Genomic DNA, 18,808 nt, shown 5'->3' on the forward strand with positions numbered 1-18,808 from the left:
CCTACGCGCAGTCGAACGAATGTTCTACCTTCCGTCGGACCGGCGTCAGCGGTAGTCGTAGTGCGCCGGGCGCATGGGCGGGCACCGCGGGACGGGCCGGCTCCACGGGATCGACCGGGACGTAGCCGGCGTCGAGGGCCGGTCGGGGATCACGCTCACCGGCGTTGGGCCACATCGCCATTGCGCGCTCGGCCTGCGCGGTGATGGTCAGCGACGGATTGACGCCCAGATTCGCCGACACCGTCGCACCGTCGACAACGTGTAGGCCCGGGTGGCCGAAGACGCGATGGTAGGCGTCCACCACACCGTCGCGTGCCGACGCGCCGATCGCACAGCCGCCGAGGAAGTGGGCGGTCATCGGGATGTTCAGCAGGTCGACGACGGATCCGCCCGAATCGCCGTCGATCTCGCGGGCAACGGCCCGAACGGCCTCGTGTCCCTCGGGAATCCAGCGCGGCGGGGGATCACCGTCGCCGGCACGGCTGCGCAGGATCGGCCCCAAACGTCCGCGGCGAGCAGTCAATTCGATCGAGTTGTCCCGGGTCTGCATGACCAGCGCGATGATCGTGCGCTGCGACCATCGTCGTACCGACAGTCCGCGCAGGGCGACCAGCGGGTGCCGGAGCATCGCCGCGAGCGCTTTGAGGATGCGCGGAGTCCGGCCTCCGCCGTCGACCAGGACCGCCTGCAGAAGCCCGATCAGATTGCTGCCCTTGCCATATCGGACCGGCTCGATGTGGGTGTGATCGTTCGGGTGGAATGACGAGGTGATCGCGACTCCCCGGGTGAAGTCGGTGTCGGTGGTCCGCGCGGTGGCCGCGAGAACGGCCTCGGAGTTGGTGCGCACCACCCGGCCGAGCCGCGCGGACAGTCTTGGTAGGTCGCCGGAGCGCTGCATGGCCAGAAGGAGTTTGTTGGTGCCGTAGGTGCCTGCGGCGAAGACCACCTGATCGGCGGTGAAGGTCCGCGCGCCACGCCGGGAGCGGCGCCGACCGGTGCGGTGCGCGCGAATGACGTACCCGCCGTTGCCGTCCGGGGTGACACCGTGCACGGTGGTCAGCGGGATGATCTCGGCGCCGGCGCGTTCGGCGAGGTGGAGATAGTTCTTCACCAGGGTGTTCTTTGCCCCCACCCGGCACCCGGTCATGCACGCCCCGCATTCGGTGCAGCCGGTGCGATCGGGTCCCGCGCCGCCGAAGAACGGATCGGCGACCCGTCGTCCCGGCTCGCCGAAGTACACGCCGACCGGCGTGTGAACAAAGGTGTCGGCCGCGCCCATCTCGCCCGCGACCCGCCGCATCACCTCGTCGGCGGCTGTCACGCCGGGATAAGTTGTGACACCCAGCATTCGGGACGCCTGGTCGTAATACGGGTCGAGTTCGGCCGCCCAGTCGGTGATCGCGCCCCAATGCGGGTCGTCGAAGAATGCGGGAAGCGGACGGTACAGGGTGTTGGCGTAGTTGAGCGATCCACCGCCGACGCCGGCGCCGGCCATCACCAGCACGTCGCGCAGCAGATGCATCCGCTGTACCCCGAAAAGCCCCAGCGCGGGTGCCCAGACGTAGTCGCGCAGGCGCCAACTCGTCTTCGGCAGTTCATGATCGGCAAAGCGACGGCCGGATTCGATCACCGCGACGCAGTAACCCTTCTCCACCGCCCGGAGCGCGGCTACCGAACCGCCGAAGCCGGACCCGATGACGATGACGTCGAAGTGGTCACGCGGGGTGGAGGCGGGCGTTGCGGTCACTGCACGACCTTCAGTTCGTCGGGATGCGGCACCGCGGTTCGGTGCGTGGAACCGAGCACGTGATCGGCGGGATCGAATGTCGCCATCAGCCTGCGGTATTCGCTGGTGTAGTTCGGCCACATCACCGAATTGCGGCCGGTGGCATCGATATACCAGCTCGAGCAGCCCCCCCGATTCCACACCGTGCCGTCGAGTTCGTTGTCGAGTTCGGCGTTGTAGTGATCCTGCGCGGCCTGCGTCACCTCGACGGTCACCTTGTCGAGCCGGCGCAGGGCGGCCAGGGCGGTTGCGACATAGTCGGCCTGCGGTTCCAGCATCAATACGATCGAGCTGTGGCCCAGATTGGTGTTGGGGCCGTACAGGAAGAAGAGATTCGGGAAACCATGAACGGACACACCGCGATAGGCGCTCGGTGAACCCGCCCAGGTCTCGGCGAGTGTCTTTCCATCGCGTCCGTGGATGACCGACGCGATCGGCGGCTCGGTGGGTGTGAACCCGGTCGCGAAGATGACGGTGTCCACCTCGTGTGCGGTGCCGGCCGCATCCACCGCCGCGGTGGCGGTGAGGCCGGTGATGGCGCCGGTGACCGTCACGTTGGGACGCTGCAGCGCCGGAAACCACTTGTTGGTGAGCAGCATTCGCTTACAGCCGATGGTGTAGGACGGCGTCAACTGCCGACGCAGCTCCTCGTCGCGGACCTGCACTCGCAGTTGAGTTTTCGCGATGGCCGTGGCAATCGGCAGCAGCTGCGGGCGACGCGCCATCAGCAACACGTAGAACTCGCGATAAGCCCAGACCGCCTTGCGGACGATTCGGTGTGCCACACGGATTCGGCGATACAGGGTCCGTTCGAGTCGGCCGATCGAGCGGTCCAGGCGCGGCACCACCCACGCGGGGGTGCGCGCGAAGACGGTCAGATGGGCGACCTGGTCGACGATCTCCGGCACGATCTGGATCGCCGACGCCCCGCTACCGACGACCGCGACGCGTCGTCCGGCCAGGCTTCGGCTGTGATCCCAAGCGGCGCTGTGGAAGACGGTCCCGGTGAAGTCATCGGTGCCGGGCAGCGTCGGCGCCGTTGGCTCCGACAGTGCCCCCGGCGCGGCGACCAGGTGGCGACAGCGGAGACGCCCGCGCGAGGTGAGCACGGACCACTCCTGATCGTCGTCCTCCCATCGGGCCTCGAGAAGCTCGCAGTCGTAGTAGATCTGGTCGTCGAATCCGGCTGCGACACCGCGAAGATATCGGTGGATCTCGTCGCGGCGACCGTACGTGTGCGACCAGTCCGGATTGGGGGCAAAGGACAGCGAATAGAGCGAGGTGGGAACGTCGCAGGCAGCACCCGGGTAGTCGTTGTCGCGCCACACGCCGCCGGCGCCGGCCGCCCGCTCGATGGCGACGACCGTGAGGTCGGGATGATCGCGGCGCAGGCTGTGCAACGCGGCCAGTCCGCCGAAACCCACACCGACGACGAGGACGTCGGCGCACTGGGGCAAGTGCTCAAGGGTGCTCATGACGTGAGGGTGTCCTTCCACAGCGGGATCAGGCGGTTGATGACGTCACGGTTGGCCTCGGGTGTGCGGAGAATCGCCGAGACGGCCATGCCGCGGGCGAGCTCGGCACTGAGTTCGATCTGACCGGGGGAGTAGCGGTCACCGAACAACTCGAGCGCGCCGGTGGCGATGGCATCGGACACCTTCTGCTCGAGTGGGACCATCGCGGCTCGTAAGACCGGATCGGTGCGTGCGGCGACCCAGAGTTCGAGCGCGGCGTCGAACAGCGGTCCGCTGAACGCCTCGACGAGGATCTCGATGTCCTCGTCGCCGGTGCGCGGGCGGGAGAGCAGTTCGGTCATGCGGCGCTCGACGAGATGCCCGACCGCGGCGACGACCAGCGATTCGCGGGTGGGGAACTGGTGCAGGAGTGCACCCCGGGAGACCCCGGCCCGCCGGTTGACCTCCTGCGTGGTGGTGCGGGCATAGCCCACCTCGACCAGCGATTCGATGGTCGCGTCGAGCACTCGGACGCGGGTCGCGGCACTGCGCTGCGCCTGGGTTCGACGTGGGGCTGGATCATCTGGGGTGTCGTCGGTCACGGCGCTGATGCTAGCCAGGATTCCACAAACAGTCCAGACTGCTTGTAAATCGCGTACGAAATCTGGTCGTGGTGGTGCTGCGGTCTGCGTGGTGCGTGCGTGGGGGCTCAGAGGTACAGATTTCGGCGCGGGCCGCGTCCGCGTAGGTTGGGTTCATGCGATTCGGCATGTTCATTCCACAGGGTTGGCGTTTGGATCTCACCGGCATCGAGCCGGCCGCACAGTGGGCGGCGATGTCGTCGGTCGCCGCGGCGGCCGAGTCCGGCGGGTGGGACTCGGTCTGGGTATACGACCACTTCCACACCGTCCCGCTCCCCACCGACGAGGCCACCCACGAGGCCTGGACGCTGGTGTCGGCGCTGGCGGCGACGACCAGCCGCGTGGACATCGGTCAGATGTGCACCGCCATGAGCTACCGCAACCCGATGTATCTGGCCAAGGTGGCCGCGACCGCCGACCTGATCTCCGGCGGGCGGGTGCAGATGGGCATCGGCGCCGGCTGGTACGAGCAGGAGTGGCGCGCCTACGGATACGGATTCCCTTCCGCCGGCGAACGTCTCGCCCGCCTCGACGAGGGTGTGCAGATCATGCGTCAGGCCTGGCGAGAAGGACGGGCCACCTTCGCCGGCAAGCACTACACCGTCGACGACGCCATCTGCGCCCCGCGACCCCCGGGCGGGGACATTCCGATGTGGATCGCCGGCGGCGGCGAACGCAAGACGCTACGGATCGCCGCCGAGTACGCCGACTACACCAACTTCGACGGCACGCCCGACGGCTTCACGCATAAATCCGCTGTGCTGCAACAGCACTGCGCCGATCTTGGACGCGACTTCGATGCCATCACCCGCTCGGCCAACTACAACATCATGCTCGGCGCCACCGAGGCGGAGGTCACCCGCAAGCTCGACGACCTGCAGGCGCGCTACGCCGAGTTCGTGGGACCCGACTCCGCGGCCGCGACGATGGGCGCCTTCCGCGGCATGCCCGGCGTCGGAACCCCCGAGCAGGTCGCCGAGAACCTGAGTGCCCTTGCCGCCAAGGGGCTTTCGTATATAATCTGCTACTTCCCGGATGTAGCGCGCGATCGTGGGGACTTGGAACTGTTCCAGCAGAAGGTGATTCCGGCGCTGCGGTGAGCCGAGTCTCAATACTGCTGGTTGAGCCGCGGCGGTCTCGCTTCGCTCGACCGTCGCGGCTCAACGAGCAGAAGAGGGAGCGGTCGAGCGGCAGTAGCGGGCTGCCGCCTCGCTTCGCTCGCTCCTATCTCACAATCCCCGTAGTCGCTCCGCCGCCTCGGCGATGATCTCGGGACGTTTGGCAAAGGCGAAGCGCACCATGTGTTTCCACGGGTCGCGGTCGTCGGCGAAGACGCTCACCGGTACGGCGGCCACCCCGATCCGTTCGGGGAGCGAGCGGCAGAACTCGATGCCGTCGGTGTAACCGAGGGGGCGGGGGTCGGCGCAGACGAAGTAGGTTGCCTCGCTGCGGTGGACGCTGAAGCCGGCGTTCCTCAGCGCCGCCGACAACAGGTCGCGTTGCGCTTCGAGGGCGACGGCGGAGGAAGCGACCCAGTCCATCTCATGGTCGAGGGCATGCGCGACGGCCGGCTGGAACGGGCCCGAACCCACATAGGACATGTACTGCTTGGCGGTACGCGCCGAGGCCACCAGGTCGCGCGGGCCGCTGATCCAGCCGACCTTCCAGCCGGTGCAGTTGAAGGTCTTACCCGCACTGGAAATGCGTAGGGTGCGTTCGCGCATGCCGGGCAGCGTCGCCAGCGGTGTGTGTTTGCGGCCGTCGAACAACAGGTGCTCGTACACCTCGTCGGTGACGGCGATGACGTCGTGCTCGACGCAGAGTCGGGCGATCTCGGCGAGGTCGTCGTCGTGCAGCACGGTGCCGGTGGGATTGTGTGGCGAGTTGACGATGATCATCGCCGTCTCCGGTCCGAAGGCGGCGGCCAGCCGATCGCGGTCGAGGACGAAACCGTCCCCGTCGCCGATCAACCCCACGGTGCGCCGGACGCCACCGGCCATGGCGACGGTCGCCGCGTAGACGTCGTAGTAGGGCTCGATCATGATGACCTCGCGGCCCGGTTCCACCAGCCCGACGACGGCGCCGGCGAGGGCCTCCGTCGCGCCGACCGTCACCAGCACCTCCGTGTCCGGGTCATAGTCGAGTCCGTAGTGCGCGAGCTGGTGACGGGCGACGGCCTGGCGCAGGGCTGGGATGCCGATACCGGGCGGGTACTGGTTGTGGCCGTCGGCGATGGCGGACTGCGCTGCTGCCAGCATCGATGCCGGGCCGTCCGTGTCCGGGAAGCCCTGTCCGAGGTTCACCGCGTCGTGTGCGACCGCCAGGGCCGACATCTCGGCAAAGATCGTCGTCGCGAAGGGCGCTAGGCGCTGCACGGTTGCCATACGCCCAGGCTGTCACATCGTTCGGTTGACCACTTATCGCCGGTCATCTCGCATCCGGTCACACTCGGATGACAGACTGGGACGGTCGCGTGTTGGGAAAGGGCTGAGGAGAGTGGATGCCGCGCAATCCGGGTGAGCACTTTGCCGGCTACACCATCATCCGGCTCATCGGCCGCGGCGGCATGGGCGAGATCTACCTGGCCCGCCACCCGCACCTGCCACGCAACGAGGCCCTCAAGGTGCTGCCCGCCGAACTCAGCCGCGATCCGATGTACCGGCAGCGCTTCGTCCGGGAGGCCGAACTCGCCTCCAGCGTGGTGCATCCGTCCATCGTGACGATCTTCAACTCCGGTGAGTACGACGGTCATCTGTGGATCGCGATGGAGTACATCGATGGCATCGACGGGCTCAAACTGCTCCGGCAGCATCCCGGTGGACTGCAGGTGCCGACGGTGGTCGCGGTGGTCCGCTCCATCGGGGCGGCCCTCGACCGCGCGCACGCCCACGGGCTGCTGCACCGCGACGTCAAACCGGCGAACATCCTGCTGCAGGATCCGCAGGGGCCCGAGCCGCGCGTCCTGCTCGCCGACTTCGGCATCGCGAAATCCCAGCAGGATGTCAGCAATCTGACGTCGACCAACATGTTCCTGGGCACCGTCGCCTACGCGGCACCCGAACAACTCCTCGGCGATCCGGTCGACGGCCGGGCCGATCAGTACTCGCTGGCTGCGACGGTCTACGAACTGATCACCGGCCGGCCGCCGTTTCAGGGCGCCAACTCGGCATCGATCATCGCCCATCACCTGCACACCGACGCCCCGCACGCCAGCGACCTCCGACGCGGCATCTCGCCGGCCGTCGACGACGTGCTGTCCCGCGCGCTCGCCAAGCCGCCCGCCGACCGGTACGAGTCGTGCCGGGCCTTCGCCGCCGCGCTCGAGCGGGCGCTGACCGCTCCGGCCGCGAGCACCGTCGCGCCACCACGTCTCCAGAAGCGCCCCCAGCCGCAACCTCAGCCGGTGCCACCACCCCAGCCGCCACCCCAGCATCAGCCCTACCCGTATCAGCCGCCGCCGTCGGGTCCCATCGGCCCGGCGAGTGGACCGTTCACCGGGCCTGCACCGGTGCCGGAGCGGGACCGGAGTTCCGGGGTGCTCATCGGCCTGAGTGTGGCCGCAGTGCTGCTCCTGATCGGCATCGTGGCAGGCGTCATCTATGTCGGGAAATCGATCTCCGACGCCGCGGACAAGACCGCCGCGGGTACCAGCCGAACCGTCACCGGCACCGACGACGGCAGTCCGTCGACGCCACCGGGGGCGGGGAATCCGGCCACCCGGACGGTCGATTCCTCACCCGAGCCGATCACCGGTCCGTCGCAGATCTCACCCGGGGAATGTCTCACCATCGCCGAGCAGCCGGGCAACACGGGAAGCGTGCTGGCCTCCAAGGTCGACTGCGACTCGGCCGGCCTCAACTTCTACGCGGCATCGGTCATCGCGTCGAGTTCGTCGTGTGCCAGCACCCGCAACTCGATCATCACCTTCCCGGGTTCCAACGAGAAGCTGTGTATCACACCGAACTTCGTCCAATCGCTGTGCTATCAGGTGCCCCTCGGCGGGGGCTCGCTCACCGACTATCAGGAGGTGTCGTGTTCTGGGCCGCCGGCGCGGAACACGGTGCTGGCCAAGGTGACCCGACGCTCCGACGAGTCGATCAGCTGCGCCGCGGGGGAGACCCGCTGGACCTTCTCCGAACCGCAGTCCATCGGGTACTGCCTCGACGAGGTGTGAACCTGCCTCCGGTTTGGCTCTAGGGTTGTGGAATGTGTTGGTGCGCTGACATTGTCGGGTTGCGGGTGGTTTCGACGCGCTCCACCAGTACGGTCGGGTCGATCTCGATCTGAGCCGCCCCTTCCTGCTGGCTGAGCCGCCACGAGCCGCTAGGCGAGAGGCGTGTCGAAGCCACTGGTGAGTCGAGAATGTCAGGGCCCCAGTGCAGTCCACCCCGCCGGACCGGTGCTTGCGGACATTGTTGTCTCACCGGTGGTTTCGACGCGCGGCGCTCGTTCCTCGCCGTCGCGGCTCAACCAGCATATGGGCGGCTCGACGGCCAGGTGCGGGCGGCGCCTCACGAATGGGCGGCTGCGCTCAGCCCGTCGCCTCGTCGCCGATCGCCGGTCCGAGCAGATCGTCGGCGTCGGTGATGCGGTAGGCATAGCCCTGCTCGGCGAGGAAGCGTTGCCGGTGCGCGGCGTAATCGGCGTCGAGCGTGTCGCGGGAGACGACCGAGTAGAAGTGTGCCTGACCGCCATCGGATTTGGGCCGCAACAGTCGGCCGAGGCGTTGCGCCTCTTCCTGTCGTGAACCGAAGGTGCCCGACACCTGGACGGCCACCGACGCCTCGGGGAGATCGATGGAGAAGTTGGCGACCTTGGAGACCACCAGCGTCTGCAGTTCGCCGGACCGGAACCGGTCGAAGAGGGCCTCGCGCTCCTTGTTCTTGGTGGAACCCTGGATCACCGGTGCGTCGAGCTCACGTCCGAGTTCCTCGAGCTGATCGATGTACGCGCCGATCACCAGCGTCTGAGAATCGCTGTGCCGCGCCAGGATCGACTTCACCACGTTGACCTTGGTGTGTGCGGTGGAGCAGAGCTTGTACTTCTCCTCCGGCTCGGCGACGGCGTACTGCAGGCGCTCGTTGTCGGTGAGGGTGACGCGGACCTCGATGCATTCGGCCGGCGCGATCCAGCCCTGCGCCTCGATGTCCTTCCACGGCGCATCATAGCGTTTGGGGCCGATGAGGCTGAACACGTCACCCTCGCGGCCGTCCTCACGGACCAGTGTCGCGGTGAGACCGAGGCGGCGGCGGGATTGCAGGTCGGCGGTCATGCGGAACACCGGTGCGGGTAGCAGGTGCACCTCGTCGTAGATGATCAGGCCCCAGTCGCGGGAATCGAACAGGTCGAGATTGCGGTACTCGCCCTTCGACTTTCGCGTCATCACCTGATATGTCGCGATGGTGACCGGCCGGATCTCCTTGCGCTCGCCCGAGTATTCGCCGATCTCCTCCTCGGTCAGCGTGGTGCGGGCGATCAGCTCACGCTTCCACTGCCGTCCGGCGACGGTGTTGGTCACCAGGATGAGGGTGGTGGCACCGGCCTTGGCCATCGCGGCCGCACCGACCATCGTCTTGCCCGCGCCGCAGGGGAGTACCACCACGCCGGAACCACCGGCCCAGAACGAGTCGGCGGCCATCTCCTGATAGTCCCGAAGATGCCAGTCACCCTGATCGAGGCCGATCGGGTGCGCCTCACCGTCGACGTACCCGGCCAGGTCCTCGGCCGGCCAGCCGACCTTCAGCAGCACCTGCTTGAGGCGGCCGCGCTCGGAAGGATGGACCACGACTGTGTCGTCGTCGATGCGCGCTCCCAGCATCGGGGCGATCTTCTTGTTGCGCATCACCTCCTCGAGAACCGCGCGGTCGAGGCTGACCAGGGTGAGCCCCTGGGCGGGATGCTTGACCAGTTGCAGCCGGCCGAACCGGCCCATGGTGTCGACGACGTCCATGAGCAGCGGTTGCGGCACCGCGTAGCGGGAGTAGGTGACCAGCGCGTCGACCACCTGCTCGGCGTCGTGCCCGGCGGCCCGGGCATTCCACAGCGCCAGCGGGGTCACCCGGTAGGTGTGCACGTGTTCGGGCGCGCGTTCCAACTCGGCGAATGGCGCGATCGCTGCGCGGGCGGCCGGCGCGTCGGGGTGGTCGACCTCGAGCAGCAGCGTTTTGTCGGATTGCACGATCAGTGGTCCATCGGTCACCTGTCCATTGTCCAGATCAGACCGGCACCCAGCCACCCCGGCATCGACGACGCTTCGCGCGAACGCCACAGCAGCCTCACGCGTCCCGCCGACGGTCGCTCAGAAGACCCGAAGCCCCAGGCGTCGCCGAACACGCAGATCGAGCAGGTTGAGATGCAGCATCCCCTTGACGACCGGGCGCATCACCGGGTCGATGAGCCGGAAGCCGGCGAGCGTCGCGCGGTAGCGGCGCGCATGCCGCTCCGACCACCGCCATCCCATCAGCTCGCGGATGTCGTCGGGCAGGCCGGCGCTGATGACGTAGGCCATGCTCGGACCCAGCGTGCGGTGCGCGAGGGTGCCCAGTCGGCCGGCGCGGTACTCCAGGAACGACAGGTCGGACAGGCTCTGGAGTTCCGCGCGCACCGGCGGGTCGATGCGGAGCTTGGTGACCTCCGAACTCCAGTACGCGACCAGTGCGTCGTAGCTGCGCGGCCACTTCGACAGCGGCACGTTGAGGGCGGTGCCCAGTGGATGGGCTTGCTGGACAACGAGTTCCCGCTCCCGCGCGGTGAGCGGTCCGTAGAGCAGTTCGTACTGGTCGATGAAGTACTTGAGCAGGCACACCGCCACCCACAGCTGCAGCCGCGCGTCGCTGGCGCTGTAGCGGACCGGCGATTGCGGCGTCGAGTAGACCTGCTGGTGGATCTTGCCGACTTCGCGATGAACGAAGGCCTGGTCGTCGGCGTTGCCGAGCAGCGCGACCGCGAGGAACGTACCGGTGGTGCGGCCCCGCTTGATCGGCCGCTTGATGGCGTTGCCGGAATCCACCCGGCTCTCGTTGACGCCGTAACCGACCTTCGGGTTCGCCAGTTGCATGATGACGTTGGACCCGGCGATCGTCGGGCCGAGCGAGGTGATCAGGTCGGCGGGCTGACGGATCGGACGACGACGTCGCGCGCGCGGCATGTCCGCGACGAGGTCGTGCTGAAAGGGCGCGACCGGCTCGGGCAGATCGGTGTATTCCGGTGCGGCGCTCATGACCGTCCCTCCTGCCGGGTGATGAAGAAGTCGGGAAGCTTGGGATTGGGTGTGATCCGCCGGAATGGGTATCGCGCCGAGTCTGGCAAGAACCGGTCGATCACCCGGACGGTGTGCACGAGTGCGTCGAATCGCTTCTGGCGGCGGCTGTTCCACTCGATGCCGAGCAGTTCTCGGGTCTGCGGCGGCAGCAGGCCGGCGCCGGACAGCACGATGAGCCGCTGAAACGGCCGGGCACCGAGATTCCAGATGAACGTGGGGCCGCGGAAGGACGGATGCCGGGGCAGGGGCCGGCTGTCGACGTCGAGTACCCGGCCGGTGCTCAGATTGCGTTCGAGCACATCGTCGACGACGTGCCAGTAGTACTCCCAGAAATCCTCGCGGGTCTTCGGGATCACACGCTCGGGAACACCGAGGGCGCGCGCGGTGCGCTTCCAGTCGTCGTAGAGGGCGTCCTCGAGCTCGACGTCGACCTCACCGTCGAACACCCGACGGATGTCGGCCTGCGTGGAGTATCCGGTCGCGGCGACCCACAGGTAGGCATCCGCGTTGAGTGCGTGATATGAACGGCCATGCACGTCAACGCCTTTGACGTTGCTATGGACAGCGCGCAGGTGTTCGGCCGCGGCGTGGGCGCCCGCGTCGCAGTGGCCTCCATAGATGGCGAACATCGTCTGGAACCGGCGGGTGAGTGTTCCCCAGCGGTCGGTGTCGAACCTGGAGTGCTGGCCCGCACCCGCCCCGACCACGGGGTGGGCCACCTCCAACCAGATGGTCGACCGCGCACCCAGCAGGGCGCGCCAATCGTTGCCGTGGCGCCAACTGGCCGAGTCCGGTCCGAGCGGTGCTCGCGAGATGTCCTGTGCCGCAGGCACAGTGACCGTCGGAGTATCGGTATCGATCAACTCATCTGTCCGCATCGTCGCGGTCCCGCCTTCACGTCGTGATAGATGGAGTACCCTGACTCTATCAAAATGAGACGCAGAGCACATCACATCTCAGCGGGTGTCGGTGCGGGCCGGCGTAACCGCAGGTCAGCGCGCTGTCGCTGTCAGCAGTCCCACCAGGTAGGTCGTGGCAAAACGGCGTGCCTCGGCGGCGTCGCCGATCGGGATGACACTTCCACCGGGAGCCTCGATCAACGAATTCATGAGACGCGAGATGATCTCGCCGACCACCTCGATGTCGAGATCGGCGGGCAGCCGGCCCGTCTGCTGCCACGGCCGGAGGCTGGCGGCGATCGTGGTCCGGCCGAGGCGGACGATGGTCGCGTCGGTGAGAAACGCCGACAGTTCCGACGATTCACCCGCGTCGCGCAGGCTACGCGTGAGGAGTTTGGGTTGGGACGCCTCGCGGACAAAGGCCGTGAAGGTCTCCACGATCAGCTCCTCCGGGCCGGTGGCCGATGCGCCCGCGGCCGAGAGTGTGTTCGCCAGGCGGATCGCCTCGTCGATGATCGCGTACCGCACCAGGCGCCGCCGGTGGCGAAAGCGGCGGTACACCGTGGCCACCCCCACGCCGGCCTGTGCGGCGATGTCCTCCATGGTGGTCTCGGAGAACCCGTTCTCGGAGAAGCGGATTCGTGCCGCGGTCACGATCTTGCGCGCGGTCGCGTCGAGGTCACCGGGCAGTTCCCACGGGCCCTCGCTGGTCGGGACTGCGGTATCGGGATCGTCGTCAGACATCGTCGGCCGATCGGGAGGTCTCGCGCACGACGATCAGCCTACGGCGTCGCGCGGGCCGAGCGGGTCGATGACGACGAGGCCGCGAACCGCGCCGCTCCGATGACTCGAACCGCAATTCAAAGCATATGTTGCATACTTCACATTTCTTATACGAAAGCAGATTGCCTCCCTGCAATCGGCCGGATCAGCCTCCACACTGGTGCCGGTGGTGCCGACGGCGCTGGCACTGCTGGGCCGGGTGCAGGCGAGCTTCCCGGACGCACAACGCAACGGACTGCAGATCGCCACCCTGCTCGAGCGTATCCGCCGCGCCCTGCCCGACGGGCCGAACGGACCGGTCTTCACCGTCGACGTCGTCCTGCGGGCAGTGCCGTCGGTGGCGGCCGCGCTCGGCACCCGGGGAGCGCCCCGATGACCAGATTCTCGCGCGCCATCGTCTATCTGCTCGTGTTCGCGGCCTTCGCGGTCGCCGGCGGCGTGTTCATCGCGTGCGATCACCCGGCCCGTCTCCGGTGCGAGCGACGAGTTCACCGCGGAGTTCACCGACGTCGCGGGTCTGCGACCGGGCAACGACGTCCGATCGCTGGGCGTCCGGGTCGGTAAGGTCACCGGCATCGAGCTGTACCGGCCGGCCGGCGCCGACGTGACACTGGCCAGGGTGGACTTCACCCTGACCGACTCCCAACGAATCTTCGGCGACTCGCGGCTGGCCATCCGCTACCTCAACCTCACCGGAATCCGCTACCTCGACCTGCAGCAGCAGGCGCGGGCCGGTGCTCCCCGCCCACCCGGTAGCGTGATCGGAACCGACTCCACCACACCGTCATTCGACATCACCCGGGTGTTCCGTGGTCTCGCACCGGTGTTCGCGGTGATGAGTCCCGACGACATCAACCACTTCTCGGAGAGCATGCTGGCCCTCGTACAGGGCGACGGGACCGGACTCGATCGCTTCATCGCATCGCTGTCCAAGGTCGTGCAGTTCACCGACGACCGCTCCGCGCTGATCGACACCCTGGTGCGCAACCTGACCGAACTGTCCTCGTCGATCACCGGCGGGGCACAGTATCTGACCCCGATCGTCAACTACCTCGGCCGCTTCGGCTCGGTACTGGCGCGCGTGACACCGGAACTGCGCACCTTTGCCGACGTCTCCGGCGCCTTCATCGTCGAAGTGGACAAGCTGCTCGCCACCCTCGGGTTGCGGGAGAACGGCACCCCCGATCTCAATTACTTCGTGGGACAGGCGCTTCCGTTCGCCCGGGCGACGATCGGTCTGCTCGGCCTCACCCCGGGAATCCTCAACGCCATCAACACCGTGATGCCCGCGCCCGGTTCACCGGCCACCATGACGTGTTCCCGCGGCCGGGCCGATCTTCCGCCGGCGGTGGCGATCTTCATCAAGGGAACGCAGGTGACGCTGTGCAAGCGGTGAGATCACAACTGGTGAGAACACAAGCGCTGAGGTCGATTCCGCGTCTGGTGACCTCGAGGGCCACGGCCGCCGTGCGCTCCGTCGTCGACCCGCCGGCGCGCACCGCCCGTCAACGCTCGCGCCACGAATTGTTCTGGGGCGTCGGTGCCGTGGTCGTCTCCCTGGTGGTGGCGCTCATCGCGATTGGCATCTATGTGTTCACACCGGGACAGGTGCGTGTGGTCGCCCAGTTCGCCGAAGCCGGGCAGTTGCGCGTGGGTGACGATGTTCGGGTCGCCGGGGTCGCCGGGGTCGGCGTCGGTGCGGTCAAGAAGATCACACTGCGCGACGACCACGTGGACGTCGAGATGTTTTTGCGCAAAGGCGTGTTCATCGGTGCCGACTCACGCGTCGACGTGAAGATGCTGACCGTGGTCGGTGGCAGCTTCGTCGACATCGCCTCGATGGGACAGCAGTCCCTGGGGGACAGGTCGATCCCGGTCTCGCACACCTCCATCCCGTACAGCTTGATGTCGACCTTCCAGATCGTGACGCCCAAGGTGCGCCAGATCGACGGCGCGCCGCTGCGCGAGGTCCTCGTCCAGTTCCAGCAGGGCCTGTCGGCCAATCCGGGGCGTTGCGCCGCAATGTGGAGGTGCTCTCATCGATGCTGGCCAACCTCAATCGCAATCAGGACGAGTTCGGCTCGATGCTGAAACTCGCCGCCGACTACACCCAAACCCTCAACGCCAGTGGTGATCTCATCACCGCCATGGGACGCAACCTGAGTACCTTCGTCTCGGAGTACGCGATGTTCGGTGCACGGCTCAACGCCGTCCTCGCCCGGCTCGGATCGCTGCTGGAACGAGTCCGCGGACTGGCCTTGCTCTATGACGCCGACATCGATCCGCTGGTCCGCCAGATCGACTCCATCGGACGGCAATTCGGTCCGGCGCTGGCGCGATACACACCGCTCATCACGCAGGGACGGGACCTGATCAAACGGCTCGAGGGCATGGTCAAACCCGACGGGACCATCACCGTCGACAGCAGTCCCATCATCCTGTCGTCGGATATCTGTGTACCGATCCCGGGCGCGGGGTGCTGATGTTCGCCAGAATCCTGGGCTCCAAATGGCTCGTCACCGCAGCGGTTCTCGTGGTCGGCGTCGGCGCCGTGGTCGTCGCTGTCGGCACGCGTGAATCGGCTCCCACCGCCCGGCAATACTGTGCGGTGATGGCCGACGGCATCGGCGTCTTCACCGGCAACCCCGTCACCCGGCGCGGGGTCACGATCGGCACGGTCACCGGTGTCGAATCCCAGCGGGACCACGCGGTGATCCGGTTCGACGTCGACGGACAGTACCGGCTGCCGGTGGACGTGAAGGCGGCCACGGTGGCGCCGTCGATCATCGCGGTACGCCAGGTCGCGTTGATCGGTGACTATCACGGCGGACCGGAACTACCTGCCGGACAGTGCATCGACCGGGACTCGACCAGCACACCGGTGTCGCTGTCGCAGTCGCTGGAGGCCGTGTCGCAGGTGTCGCGGCAACTGATCTCCGACGGTGGGCCTCAACAACTGCGCAGCGTGTTGGCGGCCACCGGAACCCTCGACCGCGAATTGGCCGGCACCGGACCGATGCTCTACGCCCTGATCCGGCAACTGGCGATGCCGGGCCGCACCCCGATGGTCGGCGCCGTCGGCGACATGGCCCGGCTGATCGACAACGTGAGCGCCCTGTCCACCGGCCTCGCCTCGAACTGGGGGCTGCTGCGGCAGTTCGTGACCACCACGACCCCCCTCATCGAGCCGCTGGCCATCGACACCGTCGACGAGCTGACCCGCAGTGTCGTCGCCCTACCGGAGACACTGAACGTCACCGCCCGCCTGATCAGTCACTGTCAGCACTTCATCTGGCCGGCAACCGATGTGGTGGTCCCCATCGCACGGCTCGTCGGGGCCGGGATGCGCAACTTCGGCGACCTGCTGGGCATCGTGCCGCCGCTGATCCGCGCCTTCGACGTCAACTTCGACCAGCAGTCCCTGGGGGTGCGTATCACCTACCACCCGCCTTCCACCCGTATTCCGGCGAAGAACCCCGATCTCACCTGCGCCAACATCAACCGGATCGTGCCCGGTCAATGCCACGTCCTCGACCCGCACACCATGCAGGTCGACGCCATCAGCCTGGCCCTGCTCCTGACCGGAGCGGCCCGATGATCCGTTCCCGCACCATCTTCGGCGCGCTACTGCTCAGCGTGGTGACGCTGCTGCTCGTCACCGGATGCACGGAGGAGTTCTCGCCGGAACGGCTGCCGACCCCACAGTCGGTCCGCTCGGGACGCGCCCTCACCGTGGAACTCGACACGGTGGTCAACCTGCCGGCCGACGCCCGGGTCACCGTCAACGGGATGGACGCCGGCGTTGTCCGCTCCCTGCGTCTCGACGGCAACCGCGCCTTGATCGGGCTCGTCGTCGACGACGATGTGGCGGTGTCCACGGCGGCGTCGGTGGAACTCAAGCAGGATACCCTGCTCGGCGACACGTACGTCGCGATCACCAATCCGCCGAACTTCGGGCAGGCCGTACCGACGGGCGGCACGATCGGCCGGCAGAACGTGAAAAAGCCTGTCCAGGTGGAGGACCTGTTCATCAGCCTGGCCAACTTCCTGGGCAGCGGGAGTCTCCCGCAGCTCGGCGGGACCTTCGCCGCGGTCAACAACCAGTTCCCCGACGATCCGGCCGAGGTCCGACGGATTCTCGCGGTCCTCGTCGACACCCTGAACACCTGGGCCGAGGAGACCGATGACCTCAACGGAATGCTGCGCAACATCACCGTTCTGACGTCGCGACTGGCCGACGCGCGCGGATCGCTGCAGCACATACTCAGTCCCGCTGGTGTGCACTACGCCGAGGTGGTCAGTGAGATCCTGTGGCTCGCCGACATTCTCGCCCGACTGCAGCGCAGCATCCTGCCGTTGATGCCGTCGGTCCCGGTGATCACCTCACTCCGCCAGGTCATCGACAAGGTGCTGATCCCGTTTCTCATCCCGGGCTGGCCCGCCTATCACAGGCAGGCGTCGAATGCCGAGACGATGGTGCGGTTGTTACAGGACAAACTCATCCCGTACTTCAAACAGTCACCCGCACTGAATATTCGCCGACTGTCCATCGACAACGGGGTATCGGATCAACAGCTCGCCGATCGCATGGTGCGGGTGTTCCGGATGCTGGGGATGACGCAATGAGCACTTCGACGCGGCGCGAGATCGTGATCAACGCGGTGGTCTTCGTGACCGTCATCGCGCTCGCGGGATGGTATCTGGCGACGTCGGTGTATGACTGGACTCCCTGGGAGAAGTCGAAGACGGTGACCATGCGGGTGCACAACACCAACCTGGTGCTCACCGAGACCGGAGTGTGCGTCAACGGGGTCCCCGTCGGCGCAGTGCACGGGGTGACGCTGACCCCGGACGGAGCCGAGTTGTCCCTGCGATATCCGGCGGCGCAGAACATCCCGTCGAATGCGACGGTGGCGATCGGCCTGCAATCGGCGCTCGGGGAGCCCTACATCAACTTCGTACCCGGTCCGTCGGAGTCCCCGCCGCTACCCGACGGAGCGGTGGTCGACGCGAATCAGATCTCGGAGCCGGAGTCGATTCCCGGCATCTTCCGGCAGATTTCCCTGCTGTCGCAGGTCGTGTCCGTCGATCCCGTTGCGGGGGTGCTTAACTCGGTGTGGCAGTCCCTCGACGGCACCGACGCCGCTCTCGATCAGATCAGCCTCGGCAGTCGTCTGGTGGCCTCGGTGCTGCTGTCGCGCTCGGCGCAGATGCGCACCATGTTCACCAACACGCAGGTGTACACCAGTGATCTGGGCTGGCTGGTGAACACCCTGCCGGAGTTCTCGACCGGGCTGCGCGCGGTGCTGATCCACATCAAGTCCGCGCTGGTCGGTTTGGAGAAGCTAGTCTACACAACGGATTTCGACAACACGGTGCGCAACCTGGTCCATCCGTTCCTGGCCCGGTTGAACCCGTACATGAGTGACATCCTGCCCAATACCCTGGACGCGGTGGGTCCGCTGCTGCCGATAGCCAACGCGCTCAACGAGACCCTGCCGCAGATCGACATGAGCGACCTGCTGTCCCGTGCCCTCGCGATCTTCGGTGCGGGGGATGCGGCACGGCTGGTGATCACCCCCGCGCCGTCGGGCCCACCGTGAACCCGGCATCCGACACGACACCCGCACCTGAAGACAAACTGATGGGAGATGACCCGATGACGACAGACGACGACAAGCCGGAAATCGAAGAACAGACGGCGGTTTCACCGACGCAGGACGGTGACCGGGTGGCCGAGTCGGTGCCGCCGGACGGGGACTCTCCGTCCGACAAGGATTCCGACTCACCACCGGACGCCGAAAACGACCGCGCAGGTGATGCGGTTACCGGGCGTCGATTCAGGCGCAGCGACCGGGCCACCGGCACGACGACGGCGCGCCGCGAGGTGACCTTGTCCGTGCGGTCGCTGGCCACCGGGACGGCGGCCGTGGTGCTGGCGGGGGGCGCTCGTCGCGGCGCTGGTGGTCTTCGTCTTCCGTGAC

Annotated in this window: 18 protein-coding genes; 10 read left to right on the plus strand and 8 right to left on the minus strand. The window is 67.1% G+C overall.

Annotation, left to right across the window (positions count from 1 at the left end):
- Window position 1: 1 nt before the first annotated feature.
- The 3 genes from GBRO_RS05935 to GBRO_RS05945 are packed head-to-tail and all read right to left on the minus strand — an operon-like array spanning window position 2 to window position 3,842.
- Window positions 2-1,747: a GMC oxidoreductase gene (locus tag GBRO_RS05935; protein WP_012833078.1), complete on the minus strand. Its 1,746-nt coding sequence runs from the start codon at window positions 1,745-1,747 to the stop codon at window positions 2-4.
- Window positions 1,744-3,261, minus strand: a complete 1,518-nt coding sequence (locus GBRO_RS05940; protein ID WP_012833079.1) for a flavin-containing monooxygenase — start codon at window positions 3,259-3,261, stop codon at window positions 1,744-1,746. The genes GBRO_RS05935 and GBRO_RS05940 overlap by 4 nt, the downstream gene beginning before the upstream one ends.
- Complete coding sequence (locus tag GBRO_RS05945; protein ID WP_012833080.1) at window positions 3,258-3,842, minus strand: TetR/AcrR family transcriptional regulator; 585 nt, start codon at window positions 3,840-3,842, stop codon at window positions 3,258-3,260. Before GBRO_RS05945 ends, GBRO_RS05940 begins: the two co-directional genes overlap by 4 nt.
- Before the next feature lie 155 nt (window positions 3,843-3,997).
- Here GBRO_RS05945 and GBRO_RS05950 point away from each other — a divergent pair, with 155 nt between their 5' ends.
- A complete protein-coding gene (locus tag GBRO_RS05950) occupies window positions 3,998-4,981 on the plus strand; it encodes an LLM class F420-dependent oxidoreductase (protein ID WP_012833081.1) in 984 nt (327 codons plus the stop codon).
- A gap of 129 nt (window positions 4,982-5,110) precedes the next feature.
- On the opposite strand, the gene GBRO_RS05955 is transcribed toward GBRO_RS05950, so the two are convergent.
- The gene (locus GBRO_RS05955) at window positions 5,111-6,265 is read right to left on the minus strand and encodes a pyridoxal phosphate-dependent aminotransferase (RefSeq protein ID WP_012833082.1); all 1,155 of its coding nucleotides are present in this window, start codon (window positions 6,263-6,265) and stop codon (window positions 5,111-5,113) included.
- A gap of 116 nt (window positions 6,266-6,381) precedes the next feature.
- On the opposite strand from GBRO_RS05955, the gene GBRO_RS05960 reads away from it, so the two are divergent.
- Window positions 6,382-8,055 carry a serine/threonine-protein kinase gene (locus tag GBRO_RS05960; RefSeq protein WP_012833083.1) on the plus strand — a complete coding sequence of 558 codons (1,674 nt, stop codon included), beginning with the start codon at window positions 6,382-6,384 and terminating at the stop codon, window positions 8,053-8,055.
- A gap of 357 nt (window positions 8,056-8,412) precedes the next feature.
- Here GBRO_RS05960 and GBRO_RS05965 read toward each other — a convergent pair whose 3' ends face one another.
- The 4 genes from GBRO_RS05965 to GBRO_RS05980 all read right to left on the minus strand — a co-directional run bounded on the left by GBRO_RS05965 (window position 8,413) and on the right by GBRO_RS05980 (window position 12,785).
- Window positions 8,413-10,080: a DNA repair helicase XPB gene (locus GBRO_RS05965; RefSeq protein ID WP_012833084.1), complete on the minus strand. Its 1,668-nt coding sequence runs from the start codon at window positions 10,078-10,080 to the stop codon at window positions 8,413-8,415.
- A gap of 99 nt (window positions 10,081-10,179) precedes the next feature.
- Window positions 10,180-11,100: an oxygenase MpaB family protein gene (locus tag GBRO_RS05970; protein ID WP_041919750.1), complete on the minus strand. Its 921-nt coding sequence runs from the start codon at window positions 11,098-11,100 to the stop codon at window positions 10,180-10,182.
- Window positions 11,097-12,020 carry an oxygenase MpaB family protein gene (locus tag GBRO_RS05975; RefSeq protein WP_012833086.1) on the minus strand — a complete coding sequence of 308 codons (924 nt, stop codon included), beginning with the start codon at window positions 12,018-12,020 and terminating at the stop codon, window positions 11,097-11,099. Before GBRO_RS05975 ends, GBRO_RS05970 begins: the two co-directional genes overlap by 4 nt.
- A 114-nt stretch (window positions 12,021-12,134) precedes the next feature.
- Window positions 12,135-12,785, minus strand: coding sequence for a TetR/AcrR family transcriptional regulator (locus GBRO_RS05980; RefSeq protein ID WP_012833087.1), 651 nt, complete (start codon window positions 12,783-12,785; stop codon window positions 12,135-12,137).
- Between the two features lie 205 nt (window positions 12,786-12,990).
- Between GBRO_RS05980 and GBRO_RS05985 the strand changes: the two genes are divergently transcribed.
- The 8 genes from GBRO_RS05985 (at window position 12,991) to GBRO_RS06015 (ending at window position 18,807) form a co-directional block, all read left to right on the plus strand.
- A complete protein-coding gene (locus tag GBRO_RS05985) occupies window positions 12,991-13,200 on the plus strand; it encodes a hypothetical protein (RefSeq protein WP_147290630.1) in 210 nt (69 codons plus the stop codon).
- A gap of 168 nt (window positions 13,201-13,368) precedes the next feature.
- A complete protein-coding gene (locus GBRO_RS05990) occupies window positions 13,369-14,220 on the plus strand; it encodes an MlaD family protein (RefSeq protein ID WP_231140579.1) in 852 nt (283 codons plus the stop codon).
- Window positions 14,221-14,267: 47 nt separating this feature from the next.
- The gene (locus GBRO_RS26815) at window positions 14,268-14,915 is read left to right on the plus strand and encodes an MlaD family protein (RefSeq protein WP_223373448.1); all 648 of its coding nucleotides are present in this window, start codon (window positions 14,268-14,270) and stop codon (window positions 14,913-14,915) included.
- Window positions 14,867-15,307, plus strand: a complete 441-nt coding sequence (locus tag GBRO_RS26820; protein WP_223373449.1) for a hypothetical protein — start codon at window positions 14,867-14,869, stop codon at window positions 15,305-15,307. The genes GBRO_RS26815 and GBRO_RS26820 overlap by 49 nt, the downstream gene beginning before the upstream one ends.
- A complete protein-coding gene (locus GBRO_RS06000) occupies window positions 15,307-16,422 on the plus strand; it encodes an MlaD family protein (protein WP_012833088.1) in 1,116 nt (371 codons plus the stop codon). Before GBRO_RS26820 ends, GBRO_RS06000 begins: the two co-directional genes overlap by 1 nt.
- Window positions 16,419-17,450, plus strand: a complete 1,032-nt coding sequence (locus GBRO_RS06005) for an MlaD family protein (protein ID WP_012833089.1) — start codon at window positions 16,419-16,421, stop codon at window positions 17,448-17,450. Before GBRO_RS06000 ends, GBRO_RS06005 begins: the two co-directional genes overlap by 4 nt.
- Entirely contained in the window at window positions 17,447-18,427 is a 981-nt protein-coding gene (locus tag GBRO_RS06010) for an MlaD family protein (protein WP_012833090.1), read from the plus strand. The genes GBRO_RS06005 and GBRO_RS06010 overlap by 4 nt, the downstream gene beginning before the upstream one ends.
- 56 nt (window positions 18,428-18,483) lie before the next feature.
- Entirely contained in the window at window positions 18,484-18,807 is a 324-nt protein-coding gene (locus tag GBRO_RS06015) for a hypothetical protein (protein WP_012833091.1), read from the plus strand.
- The last annotated feature ends 1 nt before the right edge of the window (window position 18,808 follow it).

The organism is Gordonia bronchialis DSM 43247 (assembly GCF_000024785.1).
Lineage (GTDB): Bacteria > Actinomycetota > Actinomycetes > Mycobacteriales > Mycobacteriaceae > Gordonia > Gordonia bronchialis.